Genomic DNA, 22663 nt, shown 5'->3' on the forward strand with positions numbered 1-22663 from the left:
GTGAACCTGGTCGCTGCTGCCTGCCTCTCGGTCGTGGGCATCGCCGTCCCCGTGGGCATCGCGGGCGCGCACGCCGGCGTGCTCGTGCCGTCCCTGGCGGTGGGGTTCGTCGCGGGTCTCGTGTGGACCGCGGGCGCCTTCGCAGTGTTCCGCCCGGCGACGGCGTCGCTGCTCCTCGTCGTGGGGATCGTCGGCGCGGTGTTGCTGTTCACCCGCGTCCTCGACGGGTGGGACGCCGCGCTGCTGCCGTGGATCATGTGCAGCTCTGCAGGCTCGGTGTTCGGAGCACACGTGCGCTGGCTCGTCAACGGCCGCGCACCGCGGTGACCGACGCCGCACGATCCTCGCGCGTGCGCGTGCGCGTGCGCGTGGGCGTGGGCGTGGGCGCGGGCATGGTCACGCCGTGGCCCTGGTCGCTGCTGCTTGCCGGTCCGTCGTGGGCATCGCGGTCCCGGTGGGCATCCCCGGGGCCTCGTGGCCGCTGAGCCGCGGTCAGCGAGGGAGCGTGTGGACCCACTCGCGGAACGACGCCAGCGCCTCGCCCTGCAACCGGACGGTCGGCGGCATCTCGAGCGGATCGACGAGCAGCGTGAGGCTCTCGCCAGGAGCGTCCCGGAGCCAGCGCCCGGCAGGGGAGTCGTCCGCGGCGTCGTCCGGCCACATGAGGAAGGCGATCGGCGGCTGGTTGACGTTCTCGGCGGTGTTCAGGTCGTGGTCGACGAGCCGCTGGACCTCACGCACCGCGAACACCGGGGAGACCGATCCGTCGAAGAGCATGACGCCGGGGATGGTCTTGCCCTTGCGGCCGATGGGCAGCGGCACGCACCGGGCGGTGACGGCGTCGGACCGCCAGGGTTCCAGCGACCCGAGATCGACCGGTTCCGCGTTCTGTCGTGCTCGCCCGAACAGCATGCGGCGAGTCTAGGCCTGGGATCCGGGTCGGGACGGGGAGCGGGACGCGCGTCCCCAGATCGGGGCGTGGTGCTGACAGTGGTCGCCTGGCTGCGGTAGACAAGACAGCACGCCGACGTCGCCAGGGAGCGACGTCGTGCGGAGGGGAGCGACCGACGGGACCCGGGACCGCCGCCGACCCCGCTGCCACTCCCGTGCTCGGCAACCGCGCGCACGGGGCTTCGGGATCAGGAGGGGACGCCGTGCACAGCTTCCACGGTTCACCGGGGGCACGCCGATGACGGCGGTCGAGGTCGGGCGCCGGGACCGCCGACGACTCGAGGTCGGCACCCCTCGCCGCCGGCTCGTCGCCGTCCGGACCGTCGCCGTGCTCGCTGCCGTCTCCGGCATCAACTACATCGCGTGGCGGTGGGTGGCCTCGGTGAACTGGCACTCGTGGTGGATCGCCGTGCCGCTGATCCTCGCCGAGACGTACAGCGTCATCGACTCGGTGCTCTTCGCCTTCGGGGCGTGGAAGCTCCGGGAGCGCGGCGAGCCACCGACCCCGCCGAAGGACCCGGTCACCGTCGACGTCTTCATCACGACGTACAACGAGCCGATCGACCTCGTCATGCGCACCGCGCGTGCAGCGAAGGCGATCCGCCACCCGCACGAGACGTGGATCCTCGACGACGGCAACCGTCCGGAGATGCGTGCCGCGGCGGAGGCCGAGGGGCTCGGCGTCATCACGCGCGGCAAGGACTGGGTGGACCGCCCACGTCACGCCAAGGCCGGCAACCTCAACAACGCGCTGCTCGCCACGCAGGGCGAGTTCCTGCTCATCCTCGACGCCGACCAGGTGCCGGACCCTGCCATCCTCGACCGGACGCTCGGGTACTTCAAGGACGAGCGCATGGCGCTCGTGCAGACCCCGCAGTGGTTCGAGAACGTCCCGGAGTCCGACCCGCTCGGCAGCCAGGCACCGCTGTTCTACGGGCCGATCCAGCAGTCGAAGGACGGCTGGAACGCGGCGTTCTTCTGCGGGTCCAACGCGATCCTCCGGCGGGAGGCCCTCATGCAGCTCGGCATCACGCGGTACGTCCGCGAGGTCGAGACGAGCGTGCAGCGCACGGTCAAGACCGCGAAGAAGCTCCTCGCCCGCGCGCGCGAGACCGAGACCGACCCCCGCGTGCTCACCGCTCTGGACGACGCGGAGATCGTCGTCGACCAGGCGCGGGCGGACATCGCGGCGGGCGAGCCGCTCGGCGACGTCACCTACCGGTTCCAGCGAGGCATCGACGCGATCGCGTTCCGGTTCGCCGCGGCGGACCTCGACGCAGTCCGCGCCGAACTGCAGGAACTCGCGGCGATGTCGACCGACGCCAACACCTTCGCGGGTCTCGACGACGCCGCGCTGGACGTGCTCGGGCAGCGCGACGCGTCGCCGGTGGCGGCGATCGAGGCGATCGCCGTGCTGACCCGCGCGCTCGACGTGAACCGTGACGACGAGGCGCAGCCGATCATGCCGCTGGCGACGATCTCGGTGACCGAGGACATGGCGACCGCCATGCGCCTGCACGGTCTCGGCTGGAAGTCGGCGTACCACGACGAGATCCTCGCGAAGGGCCTGGCACCAGAGGACCTCCAGACGATGCTCGTGCAGCGGCTGCGCTGGGCGCAGGGCACCATGCAGGTGTTCTTCCGCGAGAACCCGCTCGTGCAGAAGGGCCTGTCGTTCGGGCAGCGCCTCATGTACTTCTCGACGATGTGGAGCTACCTGTCGGGTTTCGCCGCGGTCGTCTACATCGCCGCACCGGTCCTCTGCCTGTCCTTCGGCGTGGTGCCGGTCCAGGCGTACAGCGTCGACTTCTTCGCCCGACTCATCCCGTTCCTGGTGCTCAACCAGTTGCTGTTCTGGGTGGTGGCCGCGGGCAGGCCGACCTGGCGTGGGCAGCAGTACTCCCTCGCGCTGTTCCCGGTGTGGATCGAATCGGTGACGAGTGCGTTCGAGAACGTCTTCCGCGGCAAGCCCCTCGGCTTCCGTGTGACGCCGAAGGTGCGCGACGAGTCCGAGGCGCGACCGCGGTGGGACCTGGTCAAGCCGCAGCTCATCGCGATGGGGGCGCTGGTCGCGGCACTCGTGATGATCGTGATCCGCTACCTGGCCGGGCAGGCCGAGGGCATCGCGCCGCTCGTCAACACCGCCTGGGTCGTCTTCGACCTGTTCATCTTCAGCATCGTCATCCGTGCGGTGCGCTACCGCGGGCCCGAGGCCGAGATGCCCCTGGCCCACGAATCGACCACGGTCGGAGGACCCCTGTGAACGTGCACGCCAGCATCGACGTCCCCGCGGTCCCGGCGTCCCTCGACACCGTGCAGGACACGTTCGGGTCGTGGTGGGAGGGCCTGGCGATCGACGACGCCTCGCTGCGGTTCCGGTTCGAGACCGCGCTCGTCGAGATCGCGGCCAACGTGATCGAGCACACGCGCCGGTCGGACGTCGGCCAGGGCCGTCGGTTCCTGCTCGACCTCGGCACGGACGGCGACGACCTCGTCGCGGTCCTGTCCGACAACGGCATGCCGGTCGACATCGACCTCAGCGAGGTCACCATGGCGGACCCGGAGGACGAAGGAGGCCGCGGGCTCGCCCTGGCCATCGCCGCCCTCGACCACCTCGAGCACAGTCACCAGGGTGGCCGCAACGTCTGGACGCTGGTGTGCGCTCGCTGAGGCGGCACGCGGCGAAGGCGGTCGCGCTCCTCGTCACGCTCGGCGTGCTCCTGCTCGGGGGAGCACTGCCAGCAGAGGCGGTGACGCCCGGTGTCCGCGAGCCCGCGAGCGGCAAGACCTGGTTCGGTCCGGACCTCGACTGGGGCTCGGACTCCCCGGACGGCTACGAGGGACGACTCGGCGCGACGCCGTCGATGTACGGCGTCGAGGTCGCGTACCCGATCGACCGGTCCGCTGAACGGGAACTCCTGCGTGCGACCCGCGCGGCTGCCGCGCAGGGTGCCGTGCTCGTGGTGAGCCTCGAGCCCGACCGTGCGCTCCGGACCCTCACGAAGGCGGACGCACGCCGGGCGAACACGCTCCTGCAGGAGATCAACCGGCAGTACGGCACGCAGCTGCTGGTCCGCTTCGCCCCGCAGATGAACGGCACGTGGGTGCGCTGGGGGCAACAGCCGACGCAGTTCATCCGGGCCTTCCGGGCGCTCGCGGCCCAGGTGCACGCGGGCGATTCGCACGCCCGCATGGTGTGGCAGCCGTCGTACGGCGCCGGCTACCCCTTCGGCTCCTCCGCCGGGCGACTGGCCGACCTGTCGGCGACCGACACCGACAAGCTCGACACGAGCGGCGACGGGCAACTCACCGAGGCTGACGACCCGTACCTGCCCTACTGGCCGGGCGATGCGTCCGTCGACTGGGTCGGACTGTCGATGTTCTACTTCGGCAAGGGGGCGGCGACGCAGGCCGCCGGACGTGAGGTCCCGCTGACCCGGAACGACGTGCCCGAGTCCGACGAGGTCGCGCAGCGCTTCGCCGAGACGTGGGGCTACCAACGGCCCCAGCCGGAGACGTTCACCGAGCGCTTCGCCGAGGGCCGGGACCTGCCGATGCTCCTCGACACCGGCGCGCTCTACGACCACTCGCTCCGTGGGGATGCAGAACTGCCCGTCAAGCAGGGGTGGTGGCGGCAGGTCATCGACTCCGTCCGGGAGCATCCGGAGATCCGCGGTGTGACGTACGTCGACGCGATCCGCCGCGAGCCCGAAGCGGGCAACCGGCCCGCGGACTGGCGGTTCGCGAAGGCGCCCGGGGTCGCCGGGTCCTTCCGCACCGACATGCAGGAGTCCGACCGCTTCGTCTTCGGCCCCGTCACCGACCGGGTCACCCCGCAGCAGGGCGCCGAGGCCACCAACCAGCAGCTCGACACCGGCGGCGACCAGATGGCGTGGATCGTCTGGCTGGCGGCCGGCCTCGCGGTCGTGTTCGTGCTGAGCGGACTGGTCGGGCGGCTCGTGCCGAGCTGGCGGTACCCGGACGACGGCAAGCCCGGACGCGATCTGCGCCTCGACCTGTTCCGCGGGTTCATCATCCTCGCGGTGGTGATCACGCACATCGAGGTGTCCGGTCCGTACTCGTACCTCACGCTGCACGCGGTGGGCGCGATCACCGGCGCCGAGATGTTCGTGTTCCTGTCCGGCATGGTCCTCGGCATGGTCTACCCGCTCGGCGTCGCGAAGTTCGGCGAGTGGGCCTCCGCGATCGGTGCGTTCAGACGCGCGCGGAAGCAGTACGTCGTGACGCTCGTGGTGATCCTCGTCGTCTTCGCACTGAGCTTCGTCCCGTTCCTCAACACGGACGCGATCACGACGTTCACGGACCGCGGCACCGGGACGGACGGTGTGCAGGCCGAGGGCCGCATCTACGACCTGTACCCGAACGCGATGCAGCTGCTCGCCTACCCGCCGCCCTGGTACGCGATCCGGCAGTTCCTGCTGCTCGAGATGGGCCCGTGGCCGTTCAACATCATGGGCCTGTTCGTGGTGCTGAGCCTGTTCATCCCGGTGTTCATGTGGGTCATCCGCCGCGGGTTCTGGTGGGCGCTGCTCATCGTCAGCTGGGCGCTCTACATGTTCCAGGTGCTGAACCCGGCGTTCAAACCGGTCAACGCCCAGTTCGACGCGGTGTTCCCGCTGTTCATCTGGCAGGTCGTGTTCACGCACGGTCTCGTGCTCGGGTACTACCGACGCCAGATCACGCGGGCACTGACCGGACGGCTCGGCAAGGTCATCGTCGGCGTCCTGGTCTGCGGGTACGCGGCTTTCCTGGTCTACGTCTGGGCGGGGGACCGCTTCGGGTTCACCCCGGTGCCCTTCCCCGACGAGATGTACCGCGAGCTCTACAACACGGCGTACCAGCGCGTGGACCTGCAGTGGGGTCGTCTGGTCGACATCGCGTTCTTCGCGACGGTGTCGTACGCGATCCTCACGGTGTTCTGGAAGCCCGTGAACGCCGTCATCGGGTGGCTGTGGATCCCGCTCGGACAGGCCAGCCTCTACGTGTTCGTGTGGCAGGTGTTCTTCGCGCTCGTGATCGCCTCGATCCCCGTCGACTACGGCAACGTCTGGATCGGCACGATCACCCACACGGTGCTCATCCTGCTCGTCTGGTACATGGTGCGGAAGAAGTTCATGTTCTCGGTCATCCCACGCTGACGCGTGGAGCGCGACGCACGGCTCCCGACACCCGACGGGCGCCAGACGGACGGGAGGCCCGGTACCAGCTGGTACCGGGCCTCCCGTCCGTCAGGTCGTCGGTCCGTCGGTCAGCGCGACGCGATCGGCGTCGGGTCCACCGGGTCCGGCGGCACCGGCAGGGAGCCGCGGACCTGGTTCTGCGCCTGGCAGTCACTCGTGCAGTTCGTCGCACCCGCGCTCAGCTCGACGGCGTCCTCGCCGAGCACCCCGCCCATGCGTCCGCCCGGCTGCACTGTCCAGGTCGTGGTGGTGGCCGTCTGCGAGGTCTTCGTCGCGACCTGCGGGCTGTCCTTGCCGAGGAGCATCTGGTGCGCGCCGCTGCCCGAGGTCACCGCCGCGGTGCCGTCGCCGAAGTTGACCTTGCCCGTGTACGGGTTGACGAAGTAGAACAGGCCGGCGCCGAGGGTGTGCGTGAACGTCACCGGTCCGGCGAACTCGGTCTCCATCTGGAAGATGCCGCCCTGTGCACCGTCCTTGGCCTGGACCTTGAACTTGCCGGCGCCGGTGCTGAAGATCGCGACCAGGGTGTCGTCGCGGACCTCGAGCGAGGAGAGTCGTGTGCCGGCGAGCTGGGCGGCGGTCAGTGCCGGGACCTTCGAGGCGAACACGACGGTCGGCTTCGTCACCATCCGCTGGGTGTCCGGTGCGCCGGTGAGCGTGTAGTCGTACACCCCGAGGTCGGCGAGACGGATGTCGAATCCGTTGTGCTTGCCACGGACGGCGATCGTGCCGGACACCGCGGTGTCGCGGAGCCTGAAGTCCTTGCCGACCGCGGGGTTCGTCGTGGTGCCGTTGACGGTGACGGCGTAGTCCCCGCCGGTCGAGGTCTTGCCGGACGCCTGCGCCGGGGCGACCCCGACGAGGGCGACCGCGGCGACCGCTGCGGTGATGACGGTGGCGGCGATGCCGACCGTGCGGCGACCCGCGGTGCGTGCGCGGTGGGTGGTCGTGGTGTCCATGGTGTGCCTCCTGTGTTCGGGGGCGGTGCGTCCCCTGGGCACGATCGTCGCCGGTCCGGCGGGACGGCACCATCGGACCTTGGTACTAGTACCCGGATCCCGGACGGCGGACGCCCACCATCACCACCCGTGGTCCCGGGCCCAGAGGGCCGCACTCGTCCGGTCGGCGACACCGATCCGCCGGAAGACGCTGCTGACGTGCACCTTCACGGTCCGTTCGGCGATGCCGAGTTCCGAGGCGATCTGCCGGTTCGACAGACCGCGGGCCAGGCGCACCAGCACGTCGCGCTCGCGCGGGGGCAGGTCCGGAGCGTTCCGGTCGGCCTCGGCCCGGACGGGACCACCGGCTCCGGTCCGGGCAGGACCACCGGCACCGTGACCATCACCACCGCGCGGGAGGAGGCCCCGGGCGATCCGCGGGTCGAGGGGCACCTCGTCCCGCGCCGTCGCCCGCACGGCACGACCACGTCGTCGGGGTCGGCGTCCTTGAGCAGGTAGCCGGTCGCCCCGGCGGTCAGCGCCGCGCGCACCCGTGCGTCGTCCGCGAACGTCGTGAGCACGAGCACCCGTGCCGTCGGGACCCGCTCGCCGAGTGCGGCTGTCGCGGCCACCCCGCCCGCGCCCGGCATCGACAGGTCCATCACCACGACGTCGGGCTGCAGGTCCTCAGCGAGTTCGACGGCCGCCTCGCCCGTTCCGGCCTCACCGACCACCGTGCAGTCCGCCGTCGTGTCGAGCACCGCACGCAACCCGTTGCGGACGAGAGCGTGGTCGTCGGCGAGCAACACCCTCACCACCGGTCGCCCCGCACCGGCAGGGCGAGCTCCCACGTGGTCCCGGCTCCCGGCGCGGTCCGGAGGTGCAGGGACCCGCCGGAGTCCTCGGCCACCTGTCGGAGCAGCGTGGTGCCGAGGTGGCCTTCCCGCCGGGTCGCGAGCACCGTCAGCGGGTCGAACCCGACGCCGTCGTCGGCCACCCGCACCGTCAGGTCCGCGTCGCGCCGCCGCACGACCACTTCGACCTGCGAGGCTCCGGCGTGACGCACCGTGTTGGCCACCGCCTCCCGCACGAACCGCACGGCCGCCGTGAGTGCGGCAGGCGGGGCGTCCACCCGGTCCGGTACGTCCAGGACGGTGGCGATGCCGGAGGCGTGGGCGCGCGCGGTGGCGTCGGCGAGCGCGGCACCGAGGCCGTCGCGGTCCGGGGCCGCCGGTTGCACCGCCGACATCACCGAGCGCAGCGCGGAGACCGCCCCGCGGAGGGTCGAGGCGGCGGCGTCGAGCGCTGTGGCGCTCGGTCCCGTCGCACCCCGCGCCACCGCGCCGAGCGAGAACGCGAGCCCGGCGACGTCCTGCACCGGTCCGTCGTGCAGGTCCGCGGCGATCCGGCGGCGCTCGGCGGTCTCGGCGTCCAGCGCACGGACCAGCAGCCGCTCGCGGTCCCGCTGGCCGGAGCGCAGGCGCAGCAGCAGCCAGAGGAGCACCGGCAGGAGCAGACCGATCACGACGGTCACCGTGCCGAAGGCGAGCGCCGCGAACGCGTCCGCAGCGATGCCGAACTCTCCAGCACGGCGTCGTAGGGGTAGTAGACCTCGAGCAGCAGCGGGGCGCCGGAGGGGACGTGGACCGCCTGGTAGGCCTCGAGGAGCGGACCCTGCCCCCGCTCGTAGCGGTTCTCGGGTGCGGTCAGGTCGGACACCTCGGCATCGGACCGGTCCTCGGCGAGTGCTTCGAGGTCCTCGTCGGACAGGGTGAACCGTTCGCCCGTCAGTCTGGGTTCATCGGACCAGAGCACGGTCCCGTCGGGTGCCCAGAGCTTGACGCGGACGGCGGCGCTCGCCGCGGTGGCACGGCGGACGGCGCGGTCGAGGCCGTCCAGCGCCTGGCGACGTTCGGCGGCGTCCGCATCCGGCTCGGCGATCGCGTCGCGGAGCGCGGGTTCGACGACGATCCGGGCGACGGTCGCGGTGTCGCGACTGGCGTCCTCGACGGCGAAGCGTTCGGCGGTCCGCTGCGACACGAGCGTCCCGGCTGCGGCGACCGCGGTCCCGCCGAGCACCGCCGCGAGCACGACCCCCACCAGGACTCGACGCCAGGGGGTCGCGCGGGCGGGACGTCGACGTGGGTCGGGGGACACGACGACCACGGCCCTCGGTGCGCGGTCGGCGGCGTCGTCGGGCGCTGGCTCCGTCGTCCGTCGTCCGCGCACCCGGTCACCGTAACCCGAGCCGGGTCCGGCACGGCTCCGGGGGGTCGATGGGCGCGCCGGGCGGACGGGACGGAAGGGCGTCGACGCAGGTGCGGCATGGTGCTCGGCGGACTCCCAGGCGCGATCGTGTGGGCAGGGGTTGAGTGGGCCCACAGCTTCGCGCGCCCGCTCAGACGGTGGCCGGGGGTGCGGACCGGACGTCAAGGAGGACGGATGGACATCGACCGCAGGCTGTTCCTGCTCGGAGGCACGGGGGTGCTGCTGCTCGCCGGCTGCTCCACGCGGCCCGAGCGCACCGAGGTCGCCGACTGGCCGACCGACCCGCCGGAGGGCCCCGCCACCATCAGCTGGTGGGCCGGCCAGGTGGCGTCGAAGGACGGCGGGGACCTGCGTCGTAGGCTCATCGCGGAGTTCCAGAAGGAGCACCCCGACATCCGCGTCCGCATCGTCAGCGCCCCGAGTGACACCGACACGAACCGGACCTCGCTGACGACGCAGATCGCCGCCGGGTCGCCGACCCCGGACGTGTACCTGGGCGACGTCGCCTGGCCCGGGCAGTTCGCGAAGAACAAGCTCGCGACACCGGTGAACACGCTCGTGGGGGAGGAGTTCTTCGAGCAGTTCCCCGAGGGGCTCCGGCTCGCCGCCAGCGTCGACGGCACGTACTACATGTTCCCGCTGTACATCGACGAGTCGTTCTTCCTGTACCGCAAGGACCTGCTCGACAAGCACGGCTTCCAGGTGCCGGGTTCGTGGGAGGAGGTCCGTGAGACCGCCGCGAAGCTCGTCGACACCGGGGACGTCTCCTACGGGTTCGCGTTCCAGGGCGACGTGTACGAGGGGCTGACCTGCAACGTCACCGAGTTCGTGGCCGACGCGGGCGGATCGCTCCTCGACGACGGCCTCGAGAACGCGACGACGACGAGTTCCGAGACCCGGCGGGCGTTCGAGTTCATGCGTTCGCTCGTCACCTCCGGCGCCAGCCCGCGGGCGACGCTCACGTACCAGGAGCAGGACACGAACGACGCGTTCTCCGGCGGTCGTGCCGCGTTCCTCCGCAACTGGTCCTACGCGTGGGGCATCGCGAACGGCCCGGACAGTGCGGTCCAGGGCAAGGTCGGGCTCGCCGCCCGTCCGACCTTCGACGGGATGGACGACCACCACTCGACGATCGGCGGATGGGGGAACTACATCAACCCGCACACGCAGCAGCCGGCGGCGGCGCTCACCTTCGCCCGCTGGATGTCGAGCGAGACCGCGCAGCAGTTCCTCACGCGCGAGGGCGGGGTCCTGCCGGCCCGCTCCGCGTCGCTCGTCAGCGCCGACGCGAAGCGCCAGCAGCGGCCGACGTACGACACCGCGGCCGGCATCACGCTCGTGCCCCGTCCGACGTCGACGGCCTACTACCCGAAGGTCTCGCAGGGGGTCTACCAGAACGGCAACGGCATCCTCGGCGGGCAGCGCACTGTCGACGGCGGGACGAGCGCGATGGCGGACGCCATCGACCTCGCGCTCCGGGGAGCAGCGCTGTGAGCGCCGCGACCGGCGTCCGGACACCGACCCGTCCGGGAGGCCCGACCCGGCCCGACCCCGTCGCTCGCCAGAGCGGGCGCAACCGTCTCGACCGCCTGCGCGCCCGGAGCGCCTGGGGCTTCGCCGCCCCGGCCCTCCTGGTCGTCGCCGCGGTGACGATCTTCCCCGTGGTGTACTCGATCGTCCTCAGTTTCGCGGACGTCGAGATCGGCTACGACGGCTTCGCGATCCAGGGCTTCGGGTTCGACAACTACGTCGCCCTCGTGCAGAGTGCCGACTGGTACCGGGCGCTGGGCTTCACGTTCCTGTACACGATCGTGACGGTGTTCGTGGAGCTCGTCCTCGGCATGCTCGTCGCCCTCGTGCTCGAGCGGCTCGGCGCCACCCGGGGCTGGATGCTCGCGCTCATGCTCATCCCGTGGTCGCTCGTCACGATCGTCAACGCGCAGCTCTGGAAGTACGTCTACGACTCCACCTACGGCGTCGCCACGTGGTTCTTCGCCCTGTTCGGCGACGCTCCGGTGATCCTCGGCGAGCCCGTCCCGGCGATCACCGGACTCATGGTCGCGGACATCTGGAAGACGACGCCGTTCGTCGCGATCATCCTGCTCGCCGGGCTCGTGCAGATCTCCGAGGACCACTACGAGGCCGCCGAACTCGACGGGGCGAACGGGTGGCAGACGTTCTGGCGCGTGGTGCTGCCGCAGCTCGCGCCGACCCTGACCATCGCCGTGCTGTTCCGCATCCTGCAGGCGTTCGGCGTCTTCGACCTGCCGTTCGTGCTGACGAACGGCGGCCCCGGCACGAGTACCCAGTCGCTTGCGATCATGGGCTACAAGGTGCTCTTCCAGGACATCAACATCGGGCCGGGAGCCGCGATCGCGACGAGCACGGCGCTCATCGTGGCCGCCGGCTGCCTGCTCTTCCTCCGGGCGTTCCGGAACCAGGCGAAGGGAGGCGAGGCCTGATGCCCCGTCAACGGATCCGCAAGGGATGGCGGCGGTGGGTCAACGCCGTCAACGTCAGTGCCGTCGTGATCGCGGTGGTGACCGCGCTGCCGCTGTACTGGCTCGTGACGACGTCGTTCAAGCCGTCGTCCGAGATCGCGCAGTCCCCGCCGACGGCCTTCCCGGTGTCGTTCACGCTCGACAACTTCGTCGTGGCCTTCCGCGACAACGCGCTCGGGCAGTACATGGTGAACAGCGTCATCGTGTCGGTGTCCACGACGGTGATCGTGCTCGCGCTGGCGTTCCTGGCCGGGTACGCGCTCGCCGGACGGTGGATCCGCGGGCGGACGGCGATCATGACCTCGCTGCTCATGCTGTCGGTGTTCCCGGCGATCGCGGTGCTCACCCCGCTGTACCTGCTCGAGCGGAACCTCGGGCTGCTCAACTCGTACCCGGGCCTCATCGTGCCGTACGTGGCGTTCAACCTGCCGTTCGCCATCTGGATCATGCGCAACTACCTGCAGGGCATCCCGTCGACGATCGAGGAGGCCTCCGAGATCGACGGTGCCGGCGCCTGGCGGACCGTGCTCTCGGTGATCCTGCCGATGGCGAAGCCCGGGCTGTTCACCGTCGGGGTCTTCACCTTCACCGCCTCGTGGAGCGAGTTCCTCATGGCGCTCACCTTCAACAGCGAGAACTCGCTCCGGACGATCCCGGTCGGCATCGCCCTCTTCGGCACACAGTTCACGGTGCCGTTCGCGCAGATCTTCGCGGCGAGCGTGGCGGCCACGGTGCCGATCGTCATCCTCGTGCTGGTGTTCCGCCGGTCGATCGTCTCCGGCCTCACCTCGGGCGCGGTCAAGGGCTGAGCCGGCCCCGGACATGACGGGAGGCCCGTGGCGATCTCCGCCACGGGCCTCCCGTCATGGGTTCCAGCGCGACGCGCTGGCGCATCGCCCTCGGTGCGTCAGCGCTGCTTCGTCGTGCCCACGAAGAGGTCGTCGAACAGCCCCTGGTCGTCGGTCGGCTGCTCGCCGTGCTTCCAGCGGCGGCGCAGACGTCGGATGGTGGTGATGCGCACCGGGTCGACGCCCGGCTCGGACTCGTACATGCCCATGGTGTCCCTTCCCGTCGGACATGACCCCCGTGTGAGGGGTCCTGATCGCATCCGACGGTACGACCGCGGACGGGGACGCGTCCGCCGAAGTAGGTCGTGCAGTTACCCATCCGCGTTGCGTGGACAAAGCCCCCGTCCACGATCGGACCGGCCCATAGCCTGCACTACGACGTCGGTGGTACTCCGCCGTCGAGCGCCGTGACGATGCGGTCCACGATGCGGACGAGGCGCCGGCGCTCTCGTTCGGAGAAGGAGGACAGGAGTTCGTGCAACTGCTCGTTGGTGCCGTCCAGCGCCGCCGCGAACACCTCCTCTTGTCCGGGCGTCAGCTCGATGAAGCGGCTGCGGCCGTCCTCCGGGTTCGGCACCCGCTGCAGCACGCCCTGGCGTTCCAGCCGGTCGATGATGCCGGTCACCGCCGGACCCGTCAGACCGAGGTGCACGCTGAGGTCCTTCACCCGGACCGTCCGACGACCGGACTTCGCGCGCCACACGTACTGCAGCACCGACAGGTCCGTGCCGGAGATGCCCGTGCGGTCGCGGAGCCGGTCCCGCAACGAGATCGAGGCGTGCTCGAGCCGGGTCAGGGCGCCCATGACGTCGAGGTCGCTCACCGGCTCACCTCCTCTCCCCGCAGCGGCGCGCAGGTCGGGTCCCCGGCACGCTCGAGGCAAGGGTATCCAGATGGCGCTGGTCCGCGCCCCAGCGGGGTGGCGCGGTGAGCGGGTCGACGGCGACGGGGCCCAGCGAGGGCGTCCCCGACGAGCCCACCGTCGTCCCGGTCCGGTTCGAGGTCGCCGGGACCGAGCCGGACGCCGCCGTCCGCGACCTCGCCGGGATCTACGAGGGCAAGCAGTGGCTGTCCCGCCGGACCGAGGGGGAGTTCTCGTACCGGTACACGGCCGTCGGTGACTCCGAGCTGTCGATGCGGCGCTCCACCATGAGCGGGTTCCTCCGCGGCGCGTCCGCACCCGGTGACGACCTGGTGATGAGCTGGCTCACCGCGGGCTCCGGGATCCCGGACACCCTCCGCGACCGGGTGCCGCTCCGCGTCGGGAACCCGATGCTGTTCCCCGCCCACCGCGACGTGGTGTTCGTCGCCACCGACTACGACCAGCAGCTCGTGCACCTGGACCGTCGGTTCGTCCGCGACGTCGCCGCCGAGCACTTCGACGTCGGGACCCGCGACCTGCGCTTCGACCACCTGCGACCGCCGGACGCCGTGGCGGTGCGGCACTGGCGCGACGCGCTCGGCACACTCGCCCGCGCGCTCCGCGAGGGCGGTACCGACTCGCTCGTGTGGCACGAGGCGAAGCGGCAGACGGTGGACGCCTTCCTCCGGGTCGTCCCGCCACAGCTCGACCGGCTGCCCGCCGAACTGCTGCACCCCCGGCAGGCCAAGCTCCGCGCAGCCGTCGAGCACATCCACGCCCACCCCGAGGACCCGATCACCATCGCGGACCTGGCACGGGTCGCGGGGCTCAGCGTGCGCAGCGTGCAGGAGTCGTTCCGCCGGACGTTCGGCGTCTCACCCCTGACCTACCTGCGGCAGGTGCGCCTCGACCGCGTGCACGAGGAGCTCCTCGCCCGGGACCCCAGGACGGTGTCGGTCGGGCAGGTCGCCACCCGGTGGGGCTTCGCGCACCTCGGACGGTTCTCCGCCGCCTACGCCGAGCGGTTCGGTGAGTACCCGAAGCAGACGCTCCGCCGCTGACCGCGGTCGACGAGCCGAGCCGGAGCGCTGTGCGCGCACCGCACGGTTCCCCGACCGGACACCCGGACGCGCTACGGTTCCGCCATGACCGGTACGCCGACGACCGCCGCGGCCCCGCCGACCCCGACCCGACGCCGGGCACTCGTGTCCTGGGCGCTCTGGGACTGGGGTTCCGCGGCCTTCAACGCCGTCGTCACGACGTTCGTCTTCAGCACCTACCTGGCGAGCCGGGCCTTCGTGGACCCGGCACTCGTCGCGGCCGAGGACTCCTCCACGGCCGCCGCCGCCGCCGTGGAGCGGGAACTCGCCCACAACGCCGCCGTGGTCTCGACGGCACTGACCGTCGCGGGCATCCTGGTGGCACTGGTCGCCCCGGCGGTCGGACGACTGGCGGACACGTCCGGGCACCGGAAGCGTTCGGTGCTCATCGCGACCGTCGGGGTCTTCCTCTCGATCGTCGGCATGGTGTTCGTCGCGCCCGAGCAGCCCGCACTGGTCCTCGGCGCCGCACTCATCGGCATCGGGACGGTCGCCTACGAGATCGCCTGCGTCGGCTACAACGCGATGCTCGGGCAGGTCGCACCCGGACCGAAGACCGGCCGGGTGTCGGCGATCGGCTGGGCTGCCGGCTACTTCGGTGGCATCGTGCTCCTCGTCGTCCTGCTCCTGCTGTGCATCCAGGACTTCGGGGTCGACGGACGGGGCGGACTCCTGCAGCTGCCGGCGACCGTGGCAGGCGGGCAGTGGGACGTCCGCGCAGCGATCGGCATCGCCGCCGTGTGGCTCGCCGTCAGCTCGATCCCGCTCTTCATCGCCGTACCGGAAGCCCCCGCCGACCCGACGCGGCGGGGGTCACTGTGGACGGCGTACGCCGATCTCGGCCGTGACGTCGCACGGCTCTGGCGGACGCGACGCAACGTGCTCGCGTTCCTGCTGGCCAGCGCGGTCTTCCGCGACGGGGTCGGCGCCGTCTTCACCTTCGGCGGCATCATCGCCGCACAGGTGTTCGGCTTCAGCCCGTCCGGGGTGATCCTGTTCGCGATCGTGGCGAACGTCGTCGCGGGCATCTCGACCGTGCTCTCCGGCCGACTCGACGACCGGTTCGGGTCCCGTCCGCTCATCATGGTGTCGCTCGTCGGACTGTCGGTGTTCGGCACCGCGGTGCTGTTCGCCGGCTCGGCCCAGGTCTCGTTCTGGGTGCTCGGCCTCGGGCTGTGCATGTTCGTCGGGCCGGTGCAGTCGTCCTCGCGGGCGTACCTGGCGAAGCTCGCGACCCCCGGCCGCGAGGGCGAGCTGTTCGGCCTCTACGCCACGACCGGCCGCGCGGCGTCGTTCATCGCGCCGGCGTTGTTCGGCGTCGCGGTGACGATCGGCGGGTCGACGCGGTACGGGATCCTCGGGGTCGTCGTGGTCCTCGTCGCCGGACTCGTGCTCATGGCCTTCGTGCGCGACGAACCCCGCCCCGCGGCCTGACCCGCTCCGCTCCGCCCCGGCCACGACACCCCGCTCGGTTCCGCCGGGTCGTCATGCTCCCGGTGTCCGCGGGGCGCGTGACGTCTGCGGGCACGGAGTCGGCCGCGCGTACCGTCCGGCGCGACGGCAACCGAGGAGGAACCCCATGAAGGCAGTGGTCTGGCACGGCATCGGCGACATCCGGCTCGACGAGGTCCCGGAGCCCACCATCCAGGACCCGCACGACGCGATCGTGCACATCACCCGCTCCGCGATCTGCGGCACCGACCTGCACTTCGTGCGCGGGACGATGGCGCCGATGCAGGAGGGAACGATCCTCGGCCACGAAGCCGTCGGCGTCGTCACCCAGGTCGGCGACGCCGTCCGCGGCTTCAGCGCCGGCGACCGCGTCGTGATCAACTCGACGATCTCCTGTGGCGCCTGCCGGTACTGCCGGATGGGACAGACGGCGCAGTGCGACGTGGCGAACCCGAACGGGCCGCAGGCCGGTACGAGCTTCTTCGGCGGGCCCGAGTCCACCGGCCCGGTGAACGGCCTGCAGGCGGAGTACGTCCGGGTGCCGTGGGCGCAGAACACCATGCACCCGCTGCCCGAGAACGTCACCGACGAGCAGGCGATCCTCCTCTCCGACATCTTCCCGACGGGCTGGTTCGGAGCGGAGCTCGCGGGCGTGACCCGCGGGGACGTCGTCGTGGTGTTCGGTGCCGGGATCGTCGGGCAGTTCGCCGCGGCGTCGGCGTTCAAGCAGGGCGCCGGTCGTGTCATCGTCGTCGACGGCGAGGAGACCCGCCTGGCCGCGGCGCTCACGCAGAACTGCGAGATCGTCGACTACAACCGCGAGGACCCGGTGCAGGCGATCCTGGACCTCACCAACGGGATCGGCGCCGACGCCGTCATCGACGCGGTGGGGGTGGACGCCGAGCGCCCGAAGCGGGGCCCGGCCGCAGTCACCGACGAGCAGGCTGCGGCCTTCGACGCCGAGGTGCAGCAGGTCGCCCCGGACGCCTCCCCGGACGGTTTCGGCGAGCAGCAGCAGTGGAAGCCCGGCGACGGCCCGTCGCAGGTCGCGCAGTGGGCGGTCGCCTCGGTCGCGAAGTACGGCCGGATCGGCATCATCGGCGTCTACGGACCGACCGCGCAGTCGTACCCGATCGGCGAGGCGATGAACAAGAACCTCACCATCCGGATGGGCAACTGTGACCACCACTCGGTCACCCCGCCGCTCATCGACATGGTCGCCGCGGGGCAGTTCGACCCGACCGCGCTCATCACGGAGCACGAGGAGATCGGCTCCGCGATCGACGCGTACGAGGCGTTCGACCGCCGCGAGCCCGGGTGGATCAAGGTGGAGCTGACGGACACGTCGGCCTGACGGTCGGCCTGCACGCACGGCTCGGCCTGCACGCAGGCTCGGCCTGGAGGCCCGGCACCGATCCGGCGGACCGGCGCCGGTCCGGCGGACCGGCGCCGGGCCTCCGAGCGTTCGCGACCGGGGCACCGCTCCTCCACAGCGGGGAGCGGCGCGGAGTTCCGCACAGATCGGTGCGACGGTCGGACGCCGGGGGAGCGGTGCGCCAGGATGGGTTGCATGACCGACCAGCGGATCGCCGTCGTCGTCCTCGCCGCCGGGCAGGGCACGCGCATGAAGTCCTCGCTCCCCAAGGTGCTGCACCGGCTCGCCGGGCTGCCCCTCATCGCCCACGTGCTCCGGACCGCCGAGTCCCTGTCGCCCGAGCACGTCGCGGTCGTGGTGCGGCACGAGCGCGAGCGCGTCGCGGCGGAGATCACCGAGCGTGCGCCGGACGCCCTCGTGGTCGACCAGGACGACGTCCCGGGCACCGGCCGCGCCGTCGAGGTCGCGGTGAGCTCCCTCCCGGCCGACTTCGACGGCGTCGTCGTGGTGCTCTCCGGAGACGTCCCGCTGCTCGACGCGCAGAGCCTCCACGGGCTCGTCGACGCGCACACCAGCCAGTCCAACGCCGTCACCTTCGTCAGCGCCATCCAGGACGATCCGACCGGCCTCGGCCGGATCCTGCGTGACGCTTCCGGAGCCTTCACCGGTGTCGTCGAGCACAAGGACGCCACCGACGAGCAGCGCGCCGTCACCGAGACGAACGCCGGCATCTACGCGTTCGACGTGACGCACCTGCGAGCGGTCCTGCCCTCGCTGACCACCGACAACGCCCAGGGCGAGAAGTACATCACCGACGTCCCGGCGCTCATCGCCGCCCGCGGCGGCCGGGTGGACGTCGTCACCCTGACCGACCCGTGGCTGGTCGCCGGCATCAACGACCGCGCCCAGCTGTCCGACGCCGCGAGGGAACTCAACGCGCGGATCGTCCGCCGTCACCAGCTCGCGGGTGTCACGGTGCAGGACCCGACGTCGACGTGGATCGACCTCGACGTCTCGATCGAGCCGGACGCCGAACTGCTGCCCGACACGCAGTTGCTCGGCGCGACGGCGATCGCGTCCGGAGCCGTCGTCGGTCCGGGCTCCACGCTCCGCGACACCGAGGTCGGTGCCGGCGCCACCGTGAACCGGGTCGACGCCACCCTCGCGGTCATCGGGGACGGCGCCTCGGTCGGGCCATTCGCCTACCTCCGCCCGGGCACGGTCCTCGGTGACCGCGGCAAGATCGGCACGTTCGTCGAGACGAAGAACGCCGTGATCGGCCGTGGGAGCAAGGTCCCGCACCTGTCCTACATCGGCGACGCCGAGGTCGGTGAGGACTCCAACATCGGCGCGAACACCATCACGGCGAACTACGACGGCGTGCACAAGCACCGCACCGTCGTGGGCTCGAACGTCCGGACCGGGTCGCACAACGTGTTCGTCGCCCCGGTTAGGATTGGGGACGGGGCGTACACCGGTGCAGGTACGACCGTCCGCAAGGACGTGCCGGCCGGGTCGCTCGCGATCAGCTACGCCCCCCAGCGCAACACCGAGGGATGGGTCGAGGAGAACCGACCCGGCACCCCGGCGGCCGAGGCTGCTCGGCGCGCGCGCGGCGAATGACACCTTCGACGGTCCACGCGGCCGTCAGCGGTGGGCCCCGATCGGAGCCCAGGACATCGGCCCCGGCGGGGTCAGATCGGCCCCCACTCGGGGTCAGGGAGTGAGCACCACACGTGTCCGGAATCAAGACAACCGGCCAGAAGCGACTCGTCCTGGTCGCCGGGCGAGCGCACCCGGAACTGTCAGAGGCGATCGCGGAAGAGCTCGGTGTCGACCTCGTCCCGACCGACGCCCGGACCTTCGCCAACGGCGAGCTCTACGCCCGCTTCGACGAGTCGGTGCGCGGGTGCGACGCCTTCGTCATCCAGTCGCACACCGCCCCGATCAACGAGTGGCTCATGGAGCAGCTCATCATGGTCGACGCGCTGAAGCGTGCCTCGGCCAAGCGCATCACCGTCGTCGCGCCGTTCTACCCGTACGCCCGCCAGGACAAGAAAGGCCGCGGGCGCGAGCCGATCTCGGCCCGCCTCGTCGCCGACCTGTTCAAGGCCGCGGGCGCGCACCGCATCATGAGCGTCGACCTGCACGCGCCGCAGATCCAGGGCTTCTTCGACGGACCGGTCGACCACCTGTTCGCCATGCCCGTCCTGCTCGAGCGCTTCAAGGAGATGCTCGACCCGGAGACCCTGACCGTCGTCTCGCCCGACATGGGGCGTGTCCGTGTCGCCGACATCTGGTCCGAGAAGCTCGGCGCCCCGCTGGCGATCATCCACAAGCGTCGCGACCCGCTCGTGCCGAACCAGGTCTCCGTGCACGAGATCGTCGGTGACGTCTCCGGCCGCTGGTGCCTGCTCGTCGACGACCTGATCGACACCGGACGCACCATCGCCAAGGCGGCCGAAGCCCTCAAGGCCAGCGGCGCCAAGGGCGTCGTCGTCGCCGCCACCCATGCCGTGTTCTCGGACCCGGCGACCGAGCTGCTGCAGAGCGAGTTCATCGACCGCGTCGTCGTCACCGACACGCTGCCGCTGCCGCCCGAGAAGCGCTGGGACAAGCTCGAGGTGCTGCCGATCGCCCCGCTCATCGCCCGCGCCATCCACGAGGTGTTCGACGACGGCTCCGTGACGTCGATGTTCGACGGCGCCGCCTGATCGGTCGGCGCTGACGGTGGCACCGACCGCGCGAGACGCCCTCGCCGCCCGGCTCCGGGCCGGCGGGAGCGTGTTCGCCGAGGACGAGGCGGACCTGCTCCTCGCAGCCGGCGACGGTGACGCCGTCCGGTTGCGCGGCCTGGTGCAGCGGCGGCTCGCGGGTGAGCCGCTCGAGTACGTCCTCGGTTGGGCGGCCTTCGACGGACACCGGGTCCGCGTGACCCCGGGGGTCTTCGTGCCCCGAGCCCGTACACGCGTCGTCGTGACCGAAGCCGCCCGACGTCTCCGGCGGTACGACCGTGTCGTCGACCTGTGCTGCGGAGCGGGGGCCGTCGCGATGGCGCTGCTCGAACGGGTGGGCGCGCTCGACCTCGTCGCGGCCGACATCGACCCCGACGCCACCGAGGTGGCGGCGGAGAACCTGGGCGACCGGGGCATCGTGGTCACCGGCGACCTGTTCGCGCCCCTGCCCACACGCTTCCGCGGTGTCGTGGACGTCCTCGCCGTGAACGCCCCCTACGTGCCCACCGACGCCATCGCGACGATGCCGCCCGAGGCCCGGGAGCACGAGCGCCGGGTCGCGCTCGACGGCGGTGTCGACGGACTCGACCTCCACCGGCGGATCGCTGCCGGCGCTGCCGAGTGGGTGCGGCCCGGCGGGTCGGTGGTCATCGAGGTGTCGGGTGAGCAGGCGCCGGTCTCCGCGGACCTGTTCCGCGCGACCGGGTTCGCCGTGGAGCTCGCACGGGACGACGAGGTCGACGGGACCTGCGTCGTCGCGACCCTGCCCGCCTGAGCGCAGGCCGCCGTGTCGCTCCCACCCCGAGGTCGTGGCCGTCGCGACTGCCACGGCCGTCGTGACGGCGGCGACGAGGTTCGCGTCAGGACGCCGTGACGGTGACGCCGTGCCACCCGGTCGCACCGTTCGGTGCCGGCGGCCGCTGCACGCTCGTCTGCACCTCGCCGTCCGAGCTGACAGCCCGGACCTGCACGTCGTGCCGCCCCTCCGTCGCCGTCCAGCGGTAGACCCACTGCCGCCACGTGTCGGCGGAGACCGAGTCCGCCAGCTCGGCGTCCTGCCAGTCCGCGTCACCCACCTTGACCTGCACGGCCTTCACCCCGGTGTGCGGCTGCCAGGCGACACCCGCGATCGGGACCCGGTCGCCGACGGACACCGACGCGCCGTCGGCCGGGGTGTCGATGCGGGACTCGAGCTTGACCGGACCGCGTTCGGACCAGCCTCGCGGCGTCCAGTACCCCTGCGCTCGGGAGAACCGCGTCACCTCGAGTTCGGTCACCCACTTCGTCGCGGACACGTAGCCGAACAGTCCGGGGACGACCAGCCGTGCGGGGAAGCCGTGCTCGGCGGGCAGCGGGTCGCCGTTCATGCCGACCGCCAGGAGCGCGTCCGTCCCCTCGTCCTGCAGGACGTCGAGCGGGGTGCCGGCCGTGAAGCCGTCGACGCTGCGGGACAGCACCATGTCCGCCCCGGCGCGGGGCCGAGCGCGTGCCAGGAGCGAGCGGATCGGGTAGCCGAGCCACAGCGCGTTGCCGATGAGGTCCCCGCCGACCTCGTTCGACACGCAGCTCAGCGTCGCCATGTGCTCCTCGAGGGGGAGCGCGAGCAGCTCGTCCCAGGTGAGTTCGATGTCCTCCTCGACCTCACCCGTGATCCTGAGCGACCAGTCGGCGGGGTCGACGGCGGGGACGCGGAGCGCGGTGTCGATGCGGTAGAAGTCGGCGTTCGGCGTGACGTACGGGGTGATCCCCTCGACGTCGAGAGCAGCACCGCTCGGGACGGGAGCGGCAGCCGTCGCGGGCTCCGGCAGGCGCACGGCCCGGCGGACCGCGGCTGCTGCCTGCAGGGAGGCCGACCCGATCCGGGAGGCCCCTCCCACCACCGCCGCGACCGCTGCGGTCGTCACCGTCCACGCGATGAAGGACCGCCGTCCGACCGCCCCGGCCCGGTCGGGATCGGCGGTGGGGACGGCACGCGCGTCCTCCCACCGGTGCAGGCGCTGCAGCAGGAGGCGCAGCACCACCACGGCGGCAGCGACACCGGCGACCGTGGGAGCGCCGTCGAGGGTGCCGCTCCCGGCACGGGTCGTGACCGCGAGGAGCGCGAGGACACCGCCGGCGGCGAAGACGAGCGCTCCGTACGGCGGGTGGCGGCGTTCGAGTACGCCCGCGCCGGCCGTGACCGCCACCAGGACGACGGTCATGAGGACGAACAGTGCGACCTTGTCGCCGGTGCCGAACAGCGAAACCATCAGGTCCTTCGCCGCCCGGGGAGCGAGGTCGATGACGGCTGAACCGACCGCGACCAGGGGGCTGCCCGCGCCACCGAGGACCAGTGCGCCGAGCTCGGCCACGGCGAGGAAAGCGAGCATCGCGATGACGCCGACGAGCGCTGCGGCCCACCTGCGGTGCGGGAGGAGGCGCGGGTCTGGCTC

21 protein-coding genes and 1 pseudogene are annotated in these 22663 nt (G+C 71.6%); 13 read left to right on the forward strand and 9 right to left on the reverse strand.

Annotation, left to right across the window (positions count from 1 at the left end; translation table 11 throughout):
- Window positions 1-327: a hypothetical protein gene (locus tag DEI83_RS10945; protein WP_111081993.1), complete on the forward strand. Its 327-nt coding sequence runs from the start codon at window positions 1-3 to the stop codon at window positions 325-327.
- A 165-nt stretch (window positions 328-492) separates the two neighbouring features.
- Here the strand turns inward: DEI83_RS10945 and DEI83_RS10950 are convergent, their stop codons facing one another.
- Window positions 493-912, reverse strand: coding sequence for a hypothetical protein (locus DEI83_RS10950; RefSeq protein ID WP_111081994.1), 420 nt, complete (start codon window positions 910-912; stop codon window positions 493-495).
- Window positions 913-1189: 277 nt separating this feature from the next.
- Here DEI83_RS10950 and DEI83_RS10955 point away from each other — a divergent pair, with 277 nt between their 5' ends.
- The 3 genes from DEI83_RS10955 to opgC are packed head-to-tail and all read left to right on the forward strand — an operon-like array spanning window position 1190 to window position 6110.
- The gene (locus DEI83_RS10955; protein WP_111081995.1) at window positions 1190-3214 is read left to right on the forward strand and encodes a glycosyltransferase; all 2025 of its coding nucleotides are present in this window, start codon (window positions 1190-1192) and stop codon (window positions 3212-3214) included.
- 2 nt (window positions 3215-3216) lie between these two features.
- Window positions 3217-3621, forward strand: coding sequence for an ATP-binding protein (locus tag DEI83_RS15970; RefSeq protein WP_181431182.1), 405 nt, complete (start codon window positions 3217-3219; stop codon window positions 3619-3621).
- Window positions 3609-6110, forward strand: a complete 2502-nt coding sequence (gene opgC / locus DEI83_RS10965; RefSeq protein ID WP_111081997.1) for an OpgC domain-containing protein — start codon at window positions 3609-3611, stop codon at window positions 6108-6110. Before DEI83_RS15970 ends, opgC begins: the two co-directional genes overlap by 13 nt.
- A gap of 110 nt (window positions 6111-6220) precedes the next feature.
- Here the strand turns inward: opgC and DEI83_RS10970 are convergent, their stop codons facing one another.
- From DEI83_RS10970 to DEI83_RS10985, 5 genes and pseudogenes are all read right to left on the reverse strand, one after another.
- Entirely contained in the window at window positions 6221-7111 is an 891-nt protein-coding gene (locus DEI83_RS10970) for a hypothetical protein (protein ID WP_111081998.1), read from the reverse strand.
- A gap of 120 nt (window positions 7112-7231) precedes the next feature.
- Window positions 7232-7567 carry a response regulator transcription factor gene (locus tag DEI83_RS16335; protein ID WP_309146590.1) on the reverse strand — a complete coding sequence of 112 codons (336 nt, stop codon included), beginning with the start codon at window positions 7565-7567 and terminating at the stop codon, window positions 7232-7234.
- A 68-nt stretch (window positions 7568-7635) separates the two neighbouring features.
- Window positions 7636-7941 (reverse strand): annotated as a pseudogene (locus tag DEI83_RS16340) (response regulator transcription factor); the annotation flags it as partial.
- Window positions 7902-8615, reverse strand: a complete 714-nt coding sequence (locus DEI83_RS10980) for a sensor histidine kinase (protein ID WP_146243313.1) — start codon at window positions 8613-8615, stop codon at window positions 7902-7904. The pseudogene DEI83_RS16340 and the gene DEI83_RS10980, both read right to left, overlap by 40 nt.
- 5 nt (window positions 8616-8620) lie before the next feature.
- Window positions 8621-9319, reverse strand: coding sequence for a hypothetical protein (locus DEI83_RS10985; protein ID WP_111082000.1), 699 nt, complete (start codon window positions 9317-9319; stop codon window positions 8621-8623).
- A 213-nt stretch (window positions 9320-9532) separates the two neighbouring features.
- Here DEI83_RS10985 and DEI83_RS10990 point away from each other — a divergent pair, with 213 nt between their 5' ends.
- The 3 genes from DEI83_RS10990 to DEI83_RS11000 are packed head-to-tail and all read left to right on the forward strand — an operon-like array spanning window position 9533 to window position 12668.
- Complete coding sequence (locus DEI83_RS10990) at window positions 9533-10852, forward strand: ABC transporter substrate-binding protein (protein WP_111082001.1); 1320 nt, start codon at window positions 9533-9535, stop codon at window positions 10850-10852.
- On the forward strand, window positions 10849-11820 hold the full coding sequence (locus tag DEI83_RS10995; protein WP_181431183.1) for a carbohydrate ABC transporter permease: 972 nt from the start codon (window positions 10849-10851) through the stop codon (window positions 11818-11820). The genes DEI83_RS10990 and DEI83_RS10995 overlap by 4 nt, the downstream gene beginning before the upstream one ends.
- The gene (locus DEI83_RS11000) at window positions 11820-12668 is read left to right on the forward strand and encodes a carbohydrate ABC transporter permease (RefSeq protein WP_111082002.1); all 849 of its coding nucleotides are present in this window, start codon (window positions 11820-11822) and stop codon (window positions 12666-12668) included. Before DEI83_RS10995 ends, DEI83_RS11000 begins: the two co-directional genes overlap by 1 nt.
- A gap of 98 nt (window positions 12669-12766) precedes the next feature.
- Here the strand turns inward: DEI83_RS11000 and DEI83_RS15975 are convergent, their stop codons facing one another.
- Together DEI83_RS15975 and DEI83_RS11005 are read right to left on the reverse strand one after the other, a co-directional pair.
- Window positions 12767-12916, reverse strand: coding sequence for a hypothetical protein (locus DEI83_RS15975; RefSeq protein WP_181419412.1), 150 nt, complete (start codon window positions 12914-12916; stop codon window positions 12767-12769).
- 164 nt (window positions 12917-13080) lie between these two features.
- Window positions 13081-13530 carry a MarR family winged helix-turn-helix transcriptional regulator gene (locus DEI83_RS11005; RefSeq protein ID WP_111082003.1) on the reverse strand — a complete coding sequence of 150 codons (450 nt, stop codon included), beginning with the start codon at window positions 13528-13530 and terminating at the stop codon, window positions 13081-13083.
- Between the two features lie 104 nt (window positions 13531-13634).
- Here DEI83_RS11005 and DEI83_RS11010 point away from each other — a divergent pair, with 104 nt between their 5' ends.
- From DEI83_RS11010 to DEI83_RS11035, 6 genes are all read left to right on the forward strand, one after another.
- A complete protein-coding gene (locus DEI83_RS11010) occupies window positions 13635-14630 on the forward strand; it encodes a helix-turn-helix transcriptional regulator (RefSeq protein ID WP_220036780.1) in 996 nt (331 codons plus the stop codon).
- Window positions 14631-14714: 84 nt separating this feature from the next.
- Window positions 14715-16103 (forward strand): MFS transporter, encoded by a 1389-nt coding sequence (locus DEI83_RS11015; RefSeq protein WP_111082004.1) that lies wholly within the window; start codon window positions 14715-14717, stop codon window positions 16101-16103.
- 145 nt (window positions 16104-16248) lie between these two features.
- The gene (locus DEI83_RS11020; protein WP_111082005.1) at window positions 16249-17475 is read left to right on the forward strand and encodes a zinc-dependent alcohol dehydrogenase; all 1227 of its coding nucleotides are present in this window, start codon (window positions 16249-16251) and stop codon (window positions 17473-17475) included.
- Window positions 17476-17691: 216 nt separating this feature from the next.
- Entirely contained in the window at window positions 17692-19119 is a 1428-nt protein-coding gene (gene glmU, locus DEI83_RS11025; RefSeq protein WP_111082006.1) for a bifunctional UDP-N-acetylglucosamine diphosphorylase/glucosamine-1-phosphate N-acetyltransferase GlmU, read from the forward strand.
- Between the two features lie 113 nt (window positions 19120-19232).
- Window positions 19233-20210 carry a ribose-phosphate diphosphokinase gene (locus DEI83_RS11030; RefSeq protein ID WP_111082007.1) on the forward strand — a complete coding sequence of 326 codons (978 nt, stop codon included), beginning with the start codon at window positions 19233-19235 and terminating at the stop codon, window positions 20208-20210.
- Window positions 20211-20220: 10 nt separating this feature from the next.
- A complete protein-coding gene (locus DEI83_RS11035) occupies window positions 20221-21006 on the forward strand; it encodes a putative protein N(5)-glutamine methyltransferase (RefSeq protein ID WP_375334664.1) in 786 nt (261 codons plus the stop codon).
- A gap of 85 nt (window positions 21007-21091) precedes the next feature.
- Here DEI83_RS11035 and DEI83_RS11040 read toward each other — a convergent pair whose 3' ends face one another.
- Window positions 21092-22600, reverse strand: a complete 1509-nt coding sequence (locus DEI83_RS11040) for a molybdopterin-dependent oxidoreductase (RefSeq protein ID WP_111082062.1) — start codon at window positions 22598-22600, stop codon at window positions 21092-21094.
- Window positions 22601-22663 lie beyond the last annotated feature (63 nt).

Origin of the sequence: Curtobacterium sp. MCBD17_021, from assembly GCF_003234525.1 — a bacterium.
Taxonomy (GTDB): domain Bacteria; phylum Actinomycetota; class Actinomycetes; order Actinomycetales; family Microbacteriaceae; genus Curtobacterium.